This is a genomic window from Neobacillus sp. NPDC093182, from assembly GCF_044754045.1.
In genome coordinates, this window is record NZ_JBIVOI010000008.1 from 261,894 (window position 1) to 274,354 (window position 12,461).

Annotated in this window: 14 protein-coding genes, 24 tRNA genes and 1 rRNA gene; 6 read left to right on the top strand and 33 right to left on the bottom strand. The window is 38.6% G+C overall.

Annotated features, from left to right (window positions below):
• Positions 1 to 224: 224 nt before the first annotated feature.
• Positions 225 to 1,202 (top strand): ring-cleaving dioxygenase, encoded by a 978-nt coding sequence (locus ACIQAA_RS16630; RefSeq protein WP_402621558.1) that lies wholly within the window; start codon positions 225 to 227, stop codon positions 1,200 to 1,202.
• A gap of 37 nt (positions 1,203 to 1,239) precedes the next feature.
• Here ACIQAA_RS16630 and ACIQAA_RS16635 read toward each other — a convergent pair whose 3' ends face one another.
• The 6 genes from ACIQAA_RS16635 to ACIQAA_RS16660 all read right to left on the bottom strand — a co-directional run bounded on the left by ACIQAA_RS16635 (position 1,240) and on the right by ACIQAA_RS16660 (position 6,084).
• Complete coding sequence (locus ACIQAA_RS16635) at positions 1,240 to 1,569, bottom strand: hypothetical protein (RefSeq protein WP_402621560.1); 330 nt, start codon at positions 1,567 to 1,569, stop codon at positions 1,240 to 1,242.
• 114 nt (positions 1,570 to 1,683) lie between these two features.
• Positions 1,684 to 2,427 (bottom strand): type I methionyl aminopeptidase, encoded by a 744-nt coding sequence (map, locus tag ACIQAA_RS16640; RefSeq protein ID WP_402621561.1) that lies wholly within the window; start codon positions 2,425 to 2,427, stop codon positions 1,684 to 1,686.
• A gap of 114 nt (positions 2,428 to 2,541) precedes the next feature.
• Positions 2,542 to 3,381: a pentapeptide repeat-containing protein gene (locus tag ACIQAA_RS16645; protein WP_402621563.1), complete on the bottom strand. Its 840-nt coding sequence runs from the start codon at positions 3,379 to 3,381 to the stop codon at positions 2,542 to 2,544.
• A gap of 601 nt (positions 3,382 to 3,982) precedes the next feature.
• On the bottom strand, positions 3,983 to 4,504 hold the full coding sequence (locus ACIQAA_RS16650) for an NUMOD4 motif-containing HNH endonuclease (RefSeq protein ID WP_402621565.1): 522 nt from the start codon (positions 4,502 to 4,504) through the stop codon (positions 3,983 to 3,985).
• Between the two features lie 593 nt (positions 4,505 to 5,097).
• Complete coding sequence (locus ACIQAA_RS16655; RefSeq protein ID WP_402621567.1) at positions 5,098 to 5,829, bottom strand: hypothetical protein; 732 nt, start codon at positions 5,827 to 5,829, stop codon at positions 5,098 to 5,100.
• 90 nt (positions 5,830 to 5,919) lie between these two features.
• Positions 5,920 to 6,084, bottom strand: coding sequence for a hypothetical protein (locus tag ACIQAA_RS16660; RefSeq protein ID WP_402621568.1), 165 nt, complete (start codon positions 6,082 to 6,084; stop codon positions 5,920 to 5,922).
• Positions 6,085 to 6,518: 434 nt separating this feature from the next.
• Here ACIQAA_RS16660 and ACIQAA_RS16665 point away from each other — a divergent pair, with 434 nt between their 5' ends.
• The 5 genes from ACIQAA_RS16665 (at position 6,519) to ACIQAA_RS16685 (ending at position 8,151) form a co-directional block, all read left to right on the top strand.
• On the top strand, positions 6,519 to 6,764 hold the full coding sequence (locus ACIQAA_RS16665; RefSeq protein WP_402621569.1) for a hypothetical protein: 246 nt from the start codon (positions 6,519 to 6,521) through the stop codon (positions 6,762 to 6,764).
• A 14-nt stretch (positions 6,765 to 6,778) separates the two neighbouring features.
• A complete protein-coding gene (locus ACIQAA_RS16670; protein ID WP_402621571.1) occupies positions 6,779 to 7,039 on the top strand; it encodes a hypothetical protein in 261 nt (86 codons plus the stop codon).
• Between the two features lie 67 nt (positions 7,040 to 7,106).
• On the top strand, positions 7,107 to 7,277 hold the full coding sequence (locus tag ACIQAA_RS16675) for a hypothetical protein (RefSeq protein WP_402621573.1): 171 nt from the start codon (positions 7,107 to 7,109) through the stop codon (positions 7,275 to 7,277).
• Positions 7,274 to 7,477, top strand: coding sequence for a hypothetical protein (locus tag ACIQAA_RS16680; protein ID WP_402621575.1), 204 nt, complete (start codon positions 7,274 to 7,276; stop codon positions 7,475 to 7,477). The genes ACIQAA_RS16675 and ACIQAA_RS16680 overlap by 4 nt, the downstream gene beginning before the upstream one ends.
• A gap of 86 nt (positions 7,478 to 7,563) precedes the next feature.
• Entirely contained in the window at positions 7,564 to 8,151 is a 588-nt protein-coding gene (locus ACIQAA_RS16685; protein WP_402621577.1) for a BA5345 family protein, read from the top strand.
• Here ACIQAA_RS16685 and ACIQAA_RS16690 read toward each other — a convergent pair.
• From ACIQAA_RS16690 to rrf, 27 genes are all read right to left on the bottom strand, one after another.
• A complete protein-coding gene (locus ACIQAA_RS16690; RefSeq protein ID WP_402621578.1) occupies positions 8,143 to 8,319 on the bottom strand; it encodes a hypothetical protein in 177 nt (58 codons plus the stop codon). The two genes, ACIQAA_RS16685 and ACIQAA_RS16690, sit on opposite strands and share 9 nt — an antisense overlap.
• Positions 8,320 to 8,730: 411 nt before the next feature.
• Complete coding sequence (locus ACIQAA_RS16695; protein WP_402621580.1) at positions 8,731 to 9,690, bottom strand: tyrosine-type recombinase/integrase; 960 nt, start codon at positions 9,688 to 9,690, stop codon at positions 8,731 to 8,733.
• A 142-nt stretch (positions 9,691 to 9,832) separates the two neighbouring features.
• A tRNA-Arg gene (locus ACIQAA_RS16700) sits at positions 9,833 to 9,906 on the bottom strand.
• An 11-nt stretch (positions 9,907 to 9,917) separates the two neighbouring features.
• Positions 9,918 to 10,008, bottom strand: a tRNA-Ser gene (locus ACIQAA_RS16705).
• A 13-nt stretch (positions 10,009 to 10,021) separates the two neighbouring features.
• A tRNA-Asn gene (locus tag ACIQAA_RS16710) sits at positions 10,022 to 10,096 on the bottom strand.
• A gap of 35 nt (positions 10,097 to 10,131) precedes the next feature.
• Positions 10,132 to 10,208: transfer RNA gene (locus ACIQAA_RS16715), tRNA-Ile, on the bottom strand.
• 3 nt (positions 10,209 to 10,211) lie between these two features.
• A tRNA-Gly gene (locus ACIQAA_RS16720) sits at positions 10,212 to 10,285 on the bottom strand.
• 11 nt (positions 10,286 to 10,296) lie between these two features.
• Positions 10,297 to 10,370 (bottom strand) — tRNA-Cys (locus tag ACIQAA_RS16725).
• An 8-nt stretch (positions 10,371 to 10,378) separates the two neighbouring features.
• Positions 10,379 to 10,453, bottom strand: a tRNA-Gln gene (locus ACIQAA_RS16730).
• A gap of 15 nt (positions 10,454 to 10,468) precedes the next feature.
• Positions 10,469 to 10,544, bottom strand: a tRNA-His gene (locus tag ACIQAA_RS16735).
• A 60-nt stretch (positions 10,545 to 10,604) separates the two neighbouring features.
• Positions 10,605 to 10,689 (bottom strand) — tRNA-Tyr (locus tag ACIQAA_RS16740).
• Positions 10,690 to 10,722: 33 nt separating this feature from the next.
• Positions 10,723 to 10,798, bottom strand: a tRNA-Phe gene (locus ACIQAA_RS16745).
• A 42-nt stretch (positions 10,799 to 10,840) separates the two neighbouring features.
• Positions 10,841 to 10,917, bottom strand: a tRNA-Asp gene (locus ACIQAA_RS16750).
• A gap of 31 nt (positions 10,918 to 10,948) precedes the next feature.
• Positions 10,949 to 11,022, bottom strand: a tRNA-Met gene (locus tag ACIQAA_RS16755).
• Positions 11,023 to 11,052: 30 nt separating this feature from the next.
• Positions 11,053 to 11,145 (bottom strand) — tRNA-Ser (locus ACIQAA_RS16760).
• Positions 11,146 to 11,152: 7 nt separating this feature from the next.
• Positions 11,153 to 11,226 (bottom strand) — tRNA-Ile (locus tag ACIQAA_RS16765).
• 35 nt (positions 11,227 to 11,261) lie between these two features.
• Positions 11,262 to 11,335 (bottom strand) — tRNA-Met (locus tag ACIQAA_RS16770).
• Positions 11,336 to 11,353: 18 nt separating this feature from the next.
• A tRNA-Ala gene (locus ACIQAA_RS16775) sits at positions 11,354 to 11,426 on the bottom strand.
• Positions 11,427 to 11,449: 23 nt separating this feature from the next.
• Positions 11,450 to 11,526: transfer RNA gene (locus tag ACIQAA_RS16780), tRNA-Pro, on the bottom strand.
• 8 nt (positions 11,527 to 11,534) lie between these two features.
• Positions 11,535 to 11,611 (bottom strand) — tRNA-Arg (locus tag ACIQAA_RS16785).
• A gap of 7 nt (positions 11,612 to 11,618) precedes the next feature.
• A tRNA-Gly gene (locus ACIQAA_RS16790) sits at positions 11,619 to 11,693 on the bottom strand.
• Positions 11,694 to 11,704: 11 nt separating this feature from the next.
• Positions 11,705 to 11,789 (bottom strand) — tRNA-Leu (locus tag ACIQAA_RS16795).
• Between the two features lie 34 nt (positions 11,790 to 11,823).
• Positions 11,824 to 11,899 (bottom strand) — tRNA-Lys (locus tag ACIQAA_RS16800).
• A gap of 38 nt (positions 11,900 to 11,937) precedes the next feature.
• A tRNA-Thr gene (locus tag ACIQAA_RS16805) sits at positions 11,938 to 12,013 on the bottom strand.
• Between the two features lie 38 nt (positions 12,014 to 12,051).
• A tRNA-Val gene (locus tag ACIQAA_RS16810) sits at positions 12,052 to 12,127 on the bottom strand.
• 6 nt (positions 12,128 to 12,133) lie between these two features.
• A tRNA-Glu gene (locus ACIQAA_RS16815) sits at positions 12,134 to 12,205 on the bottom strand.
• Positions 12,206 to 12,366: 161 nt separating this feature from the next.
• Positions 12,367 to 12,461: ribosomal RNA gene (rrf, locus tag ACIQAA_RS16820) — 5S ribosomal RNA — on the bottom strand; the annotation flags it as partial.

Sequence of the window (12,461 nt, forward strand, 5' to 3'; positions counted from 1 at the left end):
CTGTTTGTGATTAACATCATTGGTACTGAAATAAACTTTATAAATGTGATAATTTTAAGAACGAAATTTGGAAAGAGAAATTGACAGCAGTTTTTATCCATGTTATATTTATCTCGAATTAGAGATAAATGGTTTCGAGATATAAATTGTCACCTAGTCCTGTTGAGTGTATTGAACTTTACTAGGGAAAAATAAACAAAGACATACTAAATGGAGGAATAAACTTGAACCACTTAAAAGGGATACACCATGTAACAGCGATAACAAGCAGTGCCGAGAAGAACTATGAATTTTTTACTTATGTATTAGGCATGCGTCTCGTTAAAAAAACAGTCAATCAAGATGATATTCAAACGTATCACTTATTTTTCGCAGACGACACTGGTAGTCCTGGGACTGATATGACATTCTTCGATTTCCCCGGAATTCCAAAAGGTGTGCATGGAACAAATGAGATATCAAAAACTTCCTTCCGTGTACCTAGCGACGCTGCATTAGATTATTGGGTAGAGCGTTTCGACCGCTTGAACGTAAACCATACAGGAATTAAAGAACAATTTGGCAAAAAAACAATCTCGTTTGTAGATTTTGACGACCAACAATACCAATTGATTTCTGATGAAAACAATAAAGGAGTTGCCTCAGGCATACCTTGGCAAAATGGTCCGATTCCATTGGAATATGCGATTACCGGATTAGGTCCTATTTTTGTACGAATTGCTAACTTTGATTACTTTAAAGAAATGATGGAGAAGGTACTACTTTTTAAAGAGATTGCTCAAGAAGGAGCCTTTCACTTATTCGAAGTAGGTGAAGGAGGAAACGGCGCACAAGTAGTAGTGGAATACAATGCAGTACTGCCACAGGCACGGCAAGGATTTGGTACTGTTCACCATGCAGCATTCCGGGTTGAAGATCGTTCAGTACTAGATGAATGGGATCAGCAAATGCAGAGATTTGGATTCCAAACATCTGGCTTTGTGGATCGCTACTTTTTCGGCTCTTTATACTCTAGAGTGGCGCCTCAAATCCTATTTGAATTTGCAACAGATGGTCCTGGATTTATGGGAGACGAACCTTATGAAACCCTTGGTGAAAAACTATCATTACCGCCATTCTTTGAATCAAAACGCAATCAAATCGAAAGACTCGTACGTCCAATTAATACGGTAAGAAGTACAATAAAATTTAAAAAGGAATAAAAATAAGCGGATCCTTCGGGACTCCGCTTTTTTCGTTTCACCATAATTTCACATGAGACTTCAACAATTCATCATCTTCAGTTGCTTCAAATACTTCAACTATTTTTACAGTAGGCTTCTCAGTCGTGTAATTTAGAATCTCCTCTTCTAACTTTGGAAACAAAACTTGATTTGCCTGCTCTGCTTCCTCCTTCGTGTCCCAATAGTTCAATGCTCGATATTCTCCAGTTGGATCATCGAAAAAATAGACACTACCACGAAACCCATACATTTTTCTACAGATTTTATCCAATTCATTTGTTAACTTTTCCGCAACTCGTCTTTGATTGGTTCCTAATTTATAGGTTATCAACCTTGCATAATACACTTTCATCCCTCCAAATTTGAAATACTTATTACTTTATGAAAATGTCTTAGAAAAGATGAACCTAATAATGAAAAAGTGCCAGGAGCGAATGGCTGCTGGCACTTTATACTGATTTTATAATGTTGTAATGATTGGTCCCTTTTTCGTAAGGATGATGGTATGTTCGTACTGCGCAACAAAACTCTCTTCTGTCACATAGGTCCAGTCATCACCTTCGACCTGGAAAACTTCCTCTTCTTTGGTTGAGATGAAAGGCTCGAATGCAATTACCATGCCTTCCTTTAAAAGTTCGTCATCCCACGTATCATGATAATTATAAATATGATCTGGAGCTTCATGAATTCTTCGTCCGATTCCGTGTCCTGTTAGATTCATGATAACTGTTAATCCGTGCTGTCGCGCAGTTTGGATTACGGCTTTTCCAAGTCCACTTTTCTTTGAACCAGGTTTTGCTTTCTTAAGACCAGCTTCAAAAGCCAATTTAGCCACATCACAAATTTTTGTTAATATTTCTTCGCCTTCACCTACTACGAAAGAAATACCTGTATCTGCGAAGTAGCCATTCTTTGAACCAGATACATCAATATTTACGATGTCACCTTCTTTAATGACTCTCTTCCCTGGAATACCATGGGCAACTTCCTCATTGACGCTTATGCATGTGTAGCCAGGAAAGTCATATTCACCCTTTGGTGCCGAAATTGCACCGGCCTTTTCGAAAAGTTGTCCAGCTATATCATCTAGTTCCTTTGTAGTTATTCCAGGTACCGTTCTTTGTACCAATTCATCTCTAATTTCAGCACAGATTTTACCGATTTCTTTCAGTGCTTGAATATCCTCTTCTGTTTTTGCTATCATGTGTTTTCCCTACTTTATCATATTAATATCGTTGTAAATTTTCCATTCTTATATTTTAGGCTTACTTATAATAAAAATTCAAGTATATTTCCTAATTAGCTATATTCCAAAGAATTATTCTTCTTGCCTCCAATGAGCTGGCCTCACTAATGTGCCTGGTAATTTAGTATGTTTATTCCCTTTAGCGGCATTCACTTGTGCCTGAGTAAGAAAGATACTCCCAGTAAGATTTGTCCCTCTGATATCCGTATCCCTAAAATCGGCACCGATGACATCACACCATCTAAGATCCGCATTTCTGAGGTCTGCAGCAATTAGTAAGGCACCTCTTAGATTTGCACCCTTTAAATCGGCTCCCTTCAACTTTGCCCCTAAATAATCCATGCCCCGCCGTGTATCTTTTGGCTTTTTAGTGACTTGAGCTCGAACCAATTCGCTAGTACGAATCAATAACTTGTTTACCTTAGCTCTATGCTCATTCACATCTATTTTCAATATAAATTCGGGACTTTTACAAGTAAGTTCTTCAGTCTCTACAAAACTATAATATAATTCTTTATAGATTGATTTTGCAGCGTCTATAGTTAGTGCTTCATTTAAATACCATAGCATTTCATGAAGTTGCTGCATAATTGGATAAACATCAAACATCTCTTCAGCAACATCTTTGTTGGTCCGCCAATCCTTTCCATTATATGTGATTTGAGATACCTTTTGACCAGCCCCAAAGCATTCATAAGCCGAACAGCCGCGAAACCCTTTATTTCGAAGGTCATTGTGTATGCCGCATAAATAATTGGATTGTAAATTACGGCAAGGACTTCCACCGTCTTTATCAAAGGCGAAATCGGCTGATTTTGCATAAGGCAGGGCTACACAGCACAAACCAAAGCAATTTTCACAATCAGCACGTAAATTATTTTTATTGTCGTCTATTACTAATGCTCTAGACAAAATAAACACACTTCCTTCTATTAAAAAACTAGCCTATTTTCCTTTTGAAAAATCTCAACTAGATATTATCTTAACACAGAAGCCTTAATACGTCTTTTCCTCATTTATGTATCTTTTTTCTATTTTATAGAGTTGAAGGGGTGTACGATTAGCTAATATTGATTACCGTTTTCTCTGAAAATAAAACTGCACTGGCACGATTACTTGCTAATGGATACCATTTTTTCTGAAAATAGAACTGCACAGGAATGATTACCTTCTATTCGTTACTGTTATCACTATAGATCGAGCTGATTCGGGTACGATTAAAATTATTAATTCATTGTTTACAATAGTAATAAAACCTAATTTCCTTATACTATTTATGGGTCTCATTTGTCCTTCAGTACAAACAAAAAAGAACAACCTTTTTAAGTTGTTCTTCATTGTTATTTTTACGCGCCTTAGAGGATTCGAACCTCTGACCGTACGCTACGTCATAAAGGATTAATACATTGGCATATCAACAATACCAATGATTGTTGGAATTATGGATTCGAACTTTAAGTGAACTTCGTTAGTCAATCAACTTCCTTCTATATTATAAGAAGTTGTCCGTATTTTAATCAACATAATTCCACACATAACCTTTATATGATTTGAACTTTTTCTTACATGCCATGCTAATCCCATACGTGTTGCCACCAACAGCAATTGCACTTTTGGACACACTCGGATAAATATTTAAAATATCGCCTTCTAATGTTTTTTGAACGACTGCTCGTTTATTTCTTGAGTGATTTTTCAATCCATTTTTATATGCGTGTAATGTGTTTTCAGATGATGAAATCCATTCAAGGTTCGTATAGTCATTATTGCGCTTATTTCCATCAATATGATTGACTTGCTCTTTTCCTTCAGGAGCGTCACCATTGAACAGTTCACATACAATACGGTGTAATTTCAATGTTTTTTGATTCCCATTTTTCCATACGATTATTTTTATATATCCCGCCCTATTTTCTTGAACTTTAAGCGGTAATCCGTGTTGATACTTTTTGTTTTTAAATGAAAGTACATTCCCAAAGTTGCTCACCTGATAATCCTCATAATCGGGAATGTTCCGCCATATTTCCTGTTCCATCAATCATTCCTCCCTATATTATTATTATATTGCAATGGGCGGAGATGTTAGGGTCTGTACAGCAGACCAATGATTCCGTATCAATTACATAATAAAATGTATATTTTAGTGATAATCATCTTCAATTACATATTGCAGAAATCACGTATTTTCTATATATTTTCTATGATTTTCTGATAACTTTTCTATGATTTTTTGATACATTTTTTATCATTTTTCCACATGATTTTTCGTAAATTTACCGAGCAGTTGAATGATTTTTTGTGGCAGATGATTGCCAATCAATAACACAAGACGACAGGAACTCAATGGTGGTGCATTCCCCCCTAGGTCTTTTAAAAAAACATAAGGGAACAAGAAGACTTGAGGGAGGTTCCCTCACGAAAATGTAAATTCCCCCAAATTTGGCAAATTCGAAAAATCTGATTTTGGGGGAAAAAGTTTTTTCGAGAAGCAACGTCTTCCTGGTCTCTTTCTCCTTCTATCGTTTTTTAAAAGACCTAGGGGGTAACAACAGCACATCACTTAAACCATTTGCTTGTATCACTGTTGATTCAAAATAGAAAAGGTGTACCCAAATGAAGGCACACCCATTAAACACAAGCAACGTTATCCTGTTGGTTGAAGTAATCCTCGAGTTGTCGTTTGATATGACGATTGATAATAGGAACTTCTGCTCTGTCCCCATTGTTCATTCCGAATGTGCTGTTCATATCTTCCCATACCTTACGCCTTAGCACGCTCATAAGTGGTTGATAATTTATATTTTTCTGCACCTTGTGAACTAAGTCATGATTGTCGAATATGTTCTTCCACAGCATACCGTATATCTTATGGACTGATTCTTGATTCGGTAACATTGTTCTCGTGCCATTTTCTTTGAGGTCATAATACACATATGAAACAATTTTCTTATCATATTCAGATTTTATTTTTCCGTTATCATCAAGTAGCACTACACGCTCAATCACTGGCTCCTTGATAATGTCATGTTTCTTAAGGAAATTGATATAACTTTTGAATGTACCCCGTGGCACTCCGATTGCTTTTGCAAGTTCCTCTTGTACTGGTACAACCTTGCCTTCCATTATTACCCTCAAGATGCTTTCGATAATATCAATATCTTTTTTACCAATATCACAATTTAATATCGTGTATAGGTTGTTCAATGGCTTGAGGTAATAATATGTTTTTCCATTTTTTGTTGCCTCGTGAATTACATATGCTAATCGTAATCTTTCGAGGTATTTCTGTTTATGTGCCTTGAAGGTGCCATATGTTACCTTCAATTTGTCGCATAGTTCTTGAATCGAATATTTTTCCATTTTGTATGTGTCTCCCTTGTGAATGTGCTGATAGGTTACAGGAACCAACCAACTGTATTAGTGTTATATATATTGGTCACATACTGTAACCTATTGAGCACTGAATCTAATTAAATCTGCTATGAGTTCAGGTGTTTTCGTGAATTTATAAACCACCAGATTTTCATTCCGTTTATTTTCTTCAGTGCCTCGGAAATCGTGACCTGCTTCAATTAATTTTTTTGCTAATGATTTCTTCATGATTGTTTTTTTCATCTGTAGACCTCCATTACGAATGTATTCATATATATTGTATTGTGAAGAATCACAAACGTAAGGCGATGGCATAAAAAGGAAATCATTATATTTTGATGATATGAGCAACGGACAAGCCCCTGGCAGGCACTTCGCTCGGCACTCGCTCAGGCGATAGGTCGCAAGCTAGTTGCTCCCTTAACTTCGCTACGCTCAGTTACGGTTGTTTTTGATTGTTTTATTGATATAACCTTTAAAAATTTCAATCACCAAACTCAAGGAATCATATAAGCATTTAACGATTTTTCATTTTTAATAGGATTACATAGACCCTATGTAGAATTGATACTAAACACGTTTAAACTCGCAATTTTCCGAGGTTGGAAATATATTGTCAGCTATTTTGAAGTCAACGATAATGTAGAAGTTACAGTTAATAAATGGGAGATGATTACATGAGGGAATATCCGTTGGATATTATGGTTGAAATGCTAGTCGAACATTTTGAGATTAACACCATTGAAAATGAATACTTTCGTATGAACACATTAAAAAATCTGATTGATTTCGGGTTATTAGAGGATATTCCACTATTGGCAAAGGAGATAAAGCAGCAGAGAGGTGAAATACTTTTGGAACCATTGAATACGATTAATCCAGAGGCAGTGAAACAATTACAATTGTGGTTAGAGTTTGTTTAACAGGAGGGGATTACATGAGCGCTAATATGATTAGAACCGGTATTAGGATTCTGATGGAATTGTATTTTAACCCTGAAAAACAGGATGAATGGCTTGCGGAGGAATCCATGAGATTACAATTTGACGTAGGATTATATGATGACTTTGAGCATGTCTTAAAAGTCATCGAGGAAGAAGAGGCATATGCACTTTTACCGAAAATTTTTGAATTAATGAAAGTTGAAATGGCTGAGGAAATGGCAGATTTGAAATGGGGAACAACCGATTTCGATTGAATTTAGAATATAAATAGGCATGTTCGGTTGCGGAGCAACCGATCCTGCCACACGGGGAGGGAATCGAATGAAAGAAAAAGTGATTTACAAAAAGCGTATTTTCGTTGAACTGGTACGACTGCACCATAATTTCTTGCACACTAAGCGGAACAAGCAGAAGGAGGGGAATCAAATTTATATATTTGAAGAAACACCCGAACTGCTTGAAGACTTGAAAATGCTAGAGAAGAAAAAATGAAACGATTATATGAATGTGTGAAAACAGTTGCTCTTGGATTTGTTGCTATAATGCTATTGTTTTCAATGCCAGTTATGATTGTCATTCATGCTTTCCCTAAAGACCCTGAAATTGAAAAATGGATACCATTTATCAAGGAACGAGCAGAGAAACGTGCGGAAGCAGTCAAGGAATGGCAGAAAGAAAATTTAGCAGACTAATGGATATGAACATTTGTTTATATCCTTTTTTTATGGCAGGAAATTAGTCCCATATGTCGAATATTGTAATGGGAGGTGTGGTCGATTTGAACTTTGACACAAAACACTTAGTGAGATGGGGAATACCAGGATGGATATTAATTATGATGCTTGGCCCTTATATTTTCTTTAGTTATCAACAAGAAATTAAAGAAATGTCCAAAACTATCAACGTATTAGCATTGGGAGCATTTTTGACAATTATTGGGGTGCCATTGGGTTATCTGCTGAATCAAATTCATCATTCGATAACTTGGGTTCTTGTTAGAGTAAAAATACTAAATGGCATGTACAAAAAAGGCACATGGGACGATTATTTTGAAAAAGAATTAAAATTGGATGAAATATTTTTTAAGGATGAAATAGGAGCAAAGAAAAAAGAACGGTATACTTATCTGCTATCAAGGAAACATGAATTGGGCGGTGTAACCGTTAGTTTAGGATTATCATCTATCGTTATATTGATTTTTAAAATTAGCGAAAAAATTAATGGAGCATGGTCTTGGATATATTTAGCAGTGGTGATTATCTTGTTCTTAATAATCCTCCTTAGTCGCAATTATTCAAGCAGAAATATCGACAAATACTATAAACATTATTTGGAATCAATTGATAATCCAAATAATTCAAATTAAAGCATCCAACAGGGTGCTTTCTTTTTTATTAATACCTTCCTTGGGTGCACTGCTTGACGACTGCTGCGTTCTAATCGTTAATTCGATAATCTCTATGAGATTCACATACTTTACAATCAGTGACAAAAATTTTGTCAGTAAATCGCCAATAGGTACCTTGTGTGCCAACAGAGGGCAACCTAGTCTCTTTCTCCTTCATGTGTTTTTTGCTGTGTACGGGCGGGCTTAGGGGGTACATTTTTGAATATTAATATTCAACGAATGAATGTTCGTATGTTCGATTATTCAACGCAAAAATGCGTTTTACTTTTTATGCAATAAATTATGGGAAATATCATGCGGAAATTATCAGAGACCTTGAAGAATCAACAATGTATAAAAGAATGTATGATTGATAATTTTTCGTAAAGAAGGAACATTGGTCCTAATGGATTCCTATATTACATAACTGCGTATAGATTATATTTTACGCAGTTATCTATGTATACTTTATTCACTTTTTCTAATAATGAAATTGTCAAGAGTTGCCATGAAAATATAAAGGGTCGTAATTGTATTACGGACCCTCTCCCCTTCTGCTTATAAATAATCTCTCAAATTTTCTGCCACTTCATCAACCTCTAGGTCAAGATATTGTGTTGTAACCGCAAGATTTGAATGCCCCAATGCTTTACTGATTAATGCAATATTTGCTCCCTTATCATATAAACTTTTTGCGTATGCTCGTCTGATTGCGTGTGGGTTAATGTTCGGTAGATTGAATTCCTTAGCATATTTTGTTAACTGCTTCGAGATTGCATTGTTCGTAGACCTGCTGTTTATCATACCGCCCCGCCTCGTGATAAATAGGAAGTCATTGTCTTGTTTGTAGTACGTTCGTATTTTCTTATTTTGCTCAATGAGTACCCTGTACAATTCAATTAATTGTTCGTCTAATGGCAATTTCAAATTCTTATGATTCTTCATTATGGAACCTTCAAGATTTAACAATCCGTTAGCAAAATCAATGTGACATTCTCGGATTTGTCCTAAGGTATTGATACGGACGCCTGTCTTATATAGCGTCAATATTGCTACTGCATCTCGGAGACCGATAAAGGTTGAGGTATCCAATAATGATAACAATACGTTTAAATCGTTTTGCTTTGCACCTGGTTTGACTTTTTTATCGAGTTTGATTTGTACCGTTAACCAAAACTTTGACGGCAGCCATCCGTTGTTAAAACATTTACTCAATACCGCCTTCAGACATTTCAATCGTGTGCTTTTGGTGGATGCTGATACGTTCATACTATCCAACCATTGATAAATCGTATTAACCGTAATATCCTCCAAATATTTAACATTCGTTGCTTTAAGAAAATGATTGAAGATTAAAATGTAATCGTTCAGTGTCCGTTCACGATACCCATTCAATGTCATTTGACGGTGAATGATTTCTAATGCTTTTACAGCACCCATTCCTTTTGTAATTTCCGTTTTCGGTTTCAACACTTCCGCTTTAATGGAAACATCGAAAATACCAGTCTTTTTTGGCAAATAAAAAACCTCCAAACATTGTATTTGGAAGTTGATTTGCTTAACGACTTTTTCAAGGAATTTCATTCAGGTTAGAATACCGTTAGTTTTCCCTAATATCGTTAAACCATTGATACTATTGAGTTGCTTAAAGTTTAAAGTACGCGCCTTAGAGGATTCGAACCTCTGACCGTACGCTTAGAAGGCGTATGCTCTATCCAGCTGAGCTAAAGGCGCATATATATAAATGGCGGAGAAGGAGGGATTTGAACCCTCGCGCCGGTTACCCGACCTACACCCTTAGCAGGGGCGCCTCTTCAGCCTCTTGAGTACTTCCCCATAGACATAAAAATGGCTCCGCAGGTAGGACTCGAACCTACGACCGATCGGTTAACAGCCGATAGCTCTACCACTGAGCTACTGCGGAACAATGGAAAGTTATTTTGCTGTCGCAAAAAATTCTGGTGGGCCTAAATGGACTCGAACCATCGACCTCACGCTTATCAGGCGTGCGCTCTAACCAGCTGAGCTATAGGCCCATATGGAGCGGGTGATGAGAATCGAACTCACAACATCAGCTTGGAAGGCTGAGGTTTTACCACTAAACTACACCCGCATTTCTAAAATTGGAGGCAACACCCGGATTTGAACCGGGGATAAAGGTTTTGCAGACCTCTGCCTTACCACTTGGCTATGCTGCCTTTAAGAATGGCTGGGCTAGCTGGATTTGAACCAACGCATGTCGCAGTCAAAGTGCGATGCCTTACCGCTTGGCTATAGCCCAATAATAAAAATGAAATGGGGCGACTGATGGGAATCGAACCCACGAATGTCGGAACCACAATCCGATGCGTTAACCACTTCGCCACAATCGCCATAATGGTTATTTTCACCTTCGTGAAAAAAATTTGGTTATTTTGCTTCGCAAAAAACTTTGGTGGAGGGGGACGGATTCGAACCGCCGAACCCTGAGGGAGCGGATTTACAGTCCGCCGCGTTTAGCCACTTCGCTACCCCTCCATATAGGAAACCTTACTGATCATTACATTTAAATGGTGGCTCAGGACGGAATCGAACCGCCGACACAAGGATTTTCAGTCCTTTGCTCTACCGACTGAGCTACTGAGCCACACAATCTATATCAACGGTAGTTAACCTACCGGGATAAAAATGGCGGTCCGGACGGGACTCGAACCCGCGACCTCCTGCGTGACAGGCAGGCATTCTAACCAACTGAACTACCGGACCAAAGTTTTTTCAAGTGTTTTTCTTGAAAAAATTGCGGGGGCAGGATTTGAACCTACGACCTTCGGGTTATGAGCCCGACGAGCTACCAGACTGCTCCACCCCGCGACAGTAAAAATAATTATTAAATTTAGTTAATGGAGGAGGAAGAGGGATTCGAACCCCCGCGCGGTTTAACCCGCCTGTCGGTTTTCAAGACCGATCCCTTCAGCCAGACTTGGGTATTCCTCCAGATAAATGGACCCTGTAGGACTCGAACCTACGACCGGACGGTTATGAGCCGTCTGCTCTAACCAGCTGAGCTAAGGGTCCAATAAAACTAACATTAATAGCATTAATTTCATATATAGCGGCGGAGGGGATCGAACCCCCGACCTTACGGGTATGAACCGTACGCTCTAGCCAGCTGAGCTACACCGCCATTTTCAATAACTATAAGTGGAGCCTAGCGGGATCGAACCGCTGACCTCCTGCGTGCAAAGCAGGCGCTCTCCCAGCTGAGCTAAGGCCCCATGTTATTAATGTAATCTTCGACTGGTCGGGAAGACAGGATTCGAACCTGCGACCCCTTGGTCCCAAACCAAGTGCTCTACCAAGCTGAGCTACTTCCCGTTATATAATGGCGCGCCCGAAAGGAGTCGAACCCATAACCTTCTGATCCGTAGTCAGACGCTCTATCCAATTGAGCTACGGGCGCATAATATTGGAGCGGAAGACGGGATTTGAACCCGCGACCCCCACCTTGGCAAGGTGGTGTTCTACCACTGAACTACTTCCGCACAAATTTAGATGGTGCGGGTGAAGGGAGTCGAACCCCCACGCCTTGCGGCGCCAGATCCTAAGTCTGGTGCGTCTGCCAATTCCGCCACACCCGCATATTAAAAGTTATTTTGCTCTCGCAATAAAACTTGGTGAGCCATGAAGGACTCGAACCTTCGACCCTCTGATTAAAAGTCAGATGCTCTACCAACTGAGCTAATAGCTCGTACAAGGAAATTTATTTTCGCTATCGCGAAAAAAATCTGGTGCCGGCTAGAGGACTTGAACCCCCAACCTACTGATTACAAGTCAGTTGCTCTACCAATTGAGCTAAACCGGCACTAATGGAAAGTTATTTTCACTATGGTGAAAAAACTTTGGTGGAGGATGACGGGATCGAACCGCCGACCCTCTGCTTGTAAGGCAGATGCTCTCCCAGCTGAGCTAATCCTCCATATGATGACCCGTACGGGATTCGAACCCGTGTTACCGCCGTGAAAGGGCGGTGTCTTAACCGCTTGACCAACGGGCCAAATATAAATATTGGCAAAATAATAGCTGCTTTAGAATTGATAAGGTCGTTTTCTGAGCGACTTTTATATCATAACACCATCGGTGTTATCAAACAACAGAAAGTTTTTTCCATTTTTTAAAATGGGATTAAAAAAGACAGAAAGGATATTTCTGTCTTTCGCCTGGCAACGTCCTACTCTCACAGGGACAAAGTCCCAACTACCATCGGCGCTGAGAAGCTTAACTTCCGTGTTCGGTATGGGAACGGGTGTGAC

Bases quoted from the DNA above. Each gene is read 5' to 3' on its own strand.
- ACIQAA_RS16670 (WP_402621571.1), top strand. From the start codon at position 6,779: ATGAGCGCTAATATGATTAGAACCGGTATTAGGATTCTGATGGAATTG.
- ACIQAA_RS16650 (WP_402621565.1), bottom strand. From the start codon at position 4,504: ATGGAACAGGAAATATGGCGGAACATTCCCGATTATGAGGATTATCAG.
- ACIQAA_RS16675 (WP_402621573.1), top strand. From the start codon at position 7,107: ATGAAAGAAAAAGTGATTTACAAAAAGCGTATTTTCGTTGAACTGGTA.
- ACIQAA_RS16680 (WP_402621575.1), top strand. From the start codon at position 7,274: ATGAAACGATTATATGAATGTGTGAAAACAGTTGCTCTTGGATTTGTT.
- map (WP_402621561.1), bottom strand. From the start codon at position 2,427: ATGATAGCAAAAACAGAAGAGGATATTCAAGCACTGAAAGAAATCGGT.
- ACIQAA_RS16665 (WP_402621569.1), top strand. From the start codon at position 6,519: ATGAGGGAATATCCGTTGGATATTATGGTTGAAATGCTAGTCGAACAT.
- ACIQAA_RS16655 (WP_402621567.1), bottom strand. From the start codon at position 5,829: ATGGAAAAATATTCGATTCAAGAACTATGCGACAAATTGAAGGTAACA.
- ACIQAA_RS16660 (WP_402621568.1), bottom strand. From the start codon at position 6,084: ATGAAAAAAACAATCATGAAGAAATCATTAGCAAAAAAATTAATTGAA.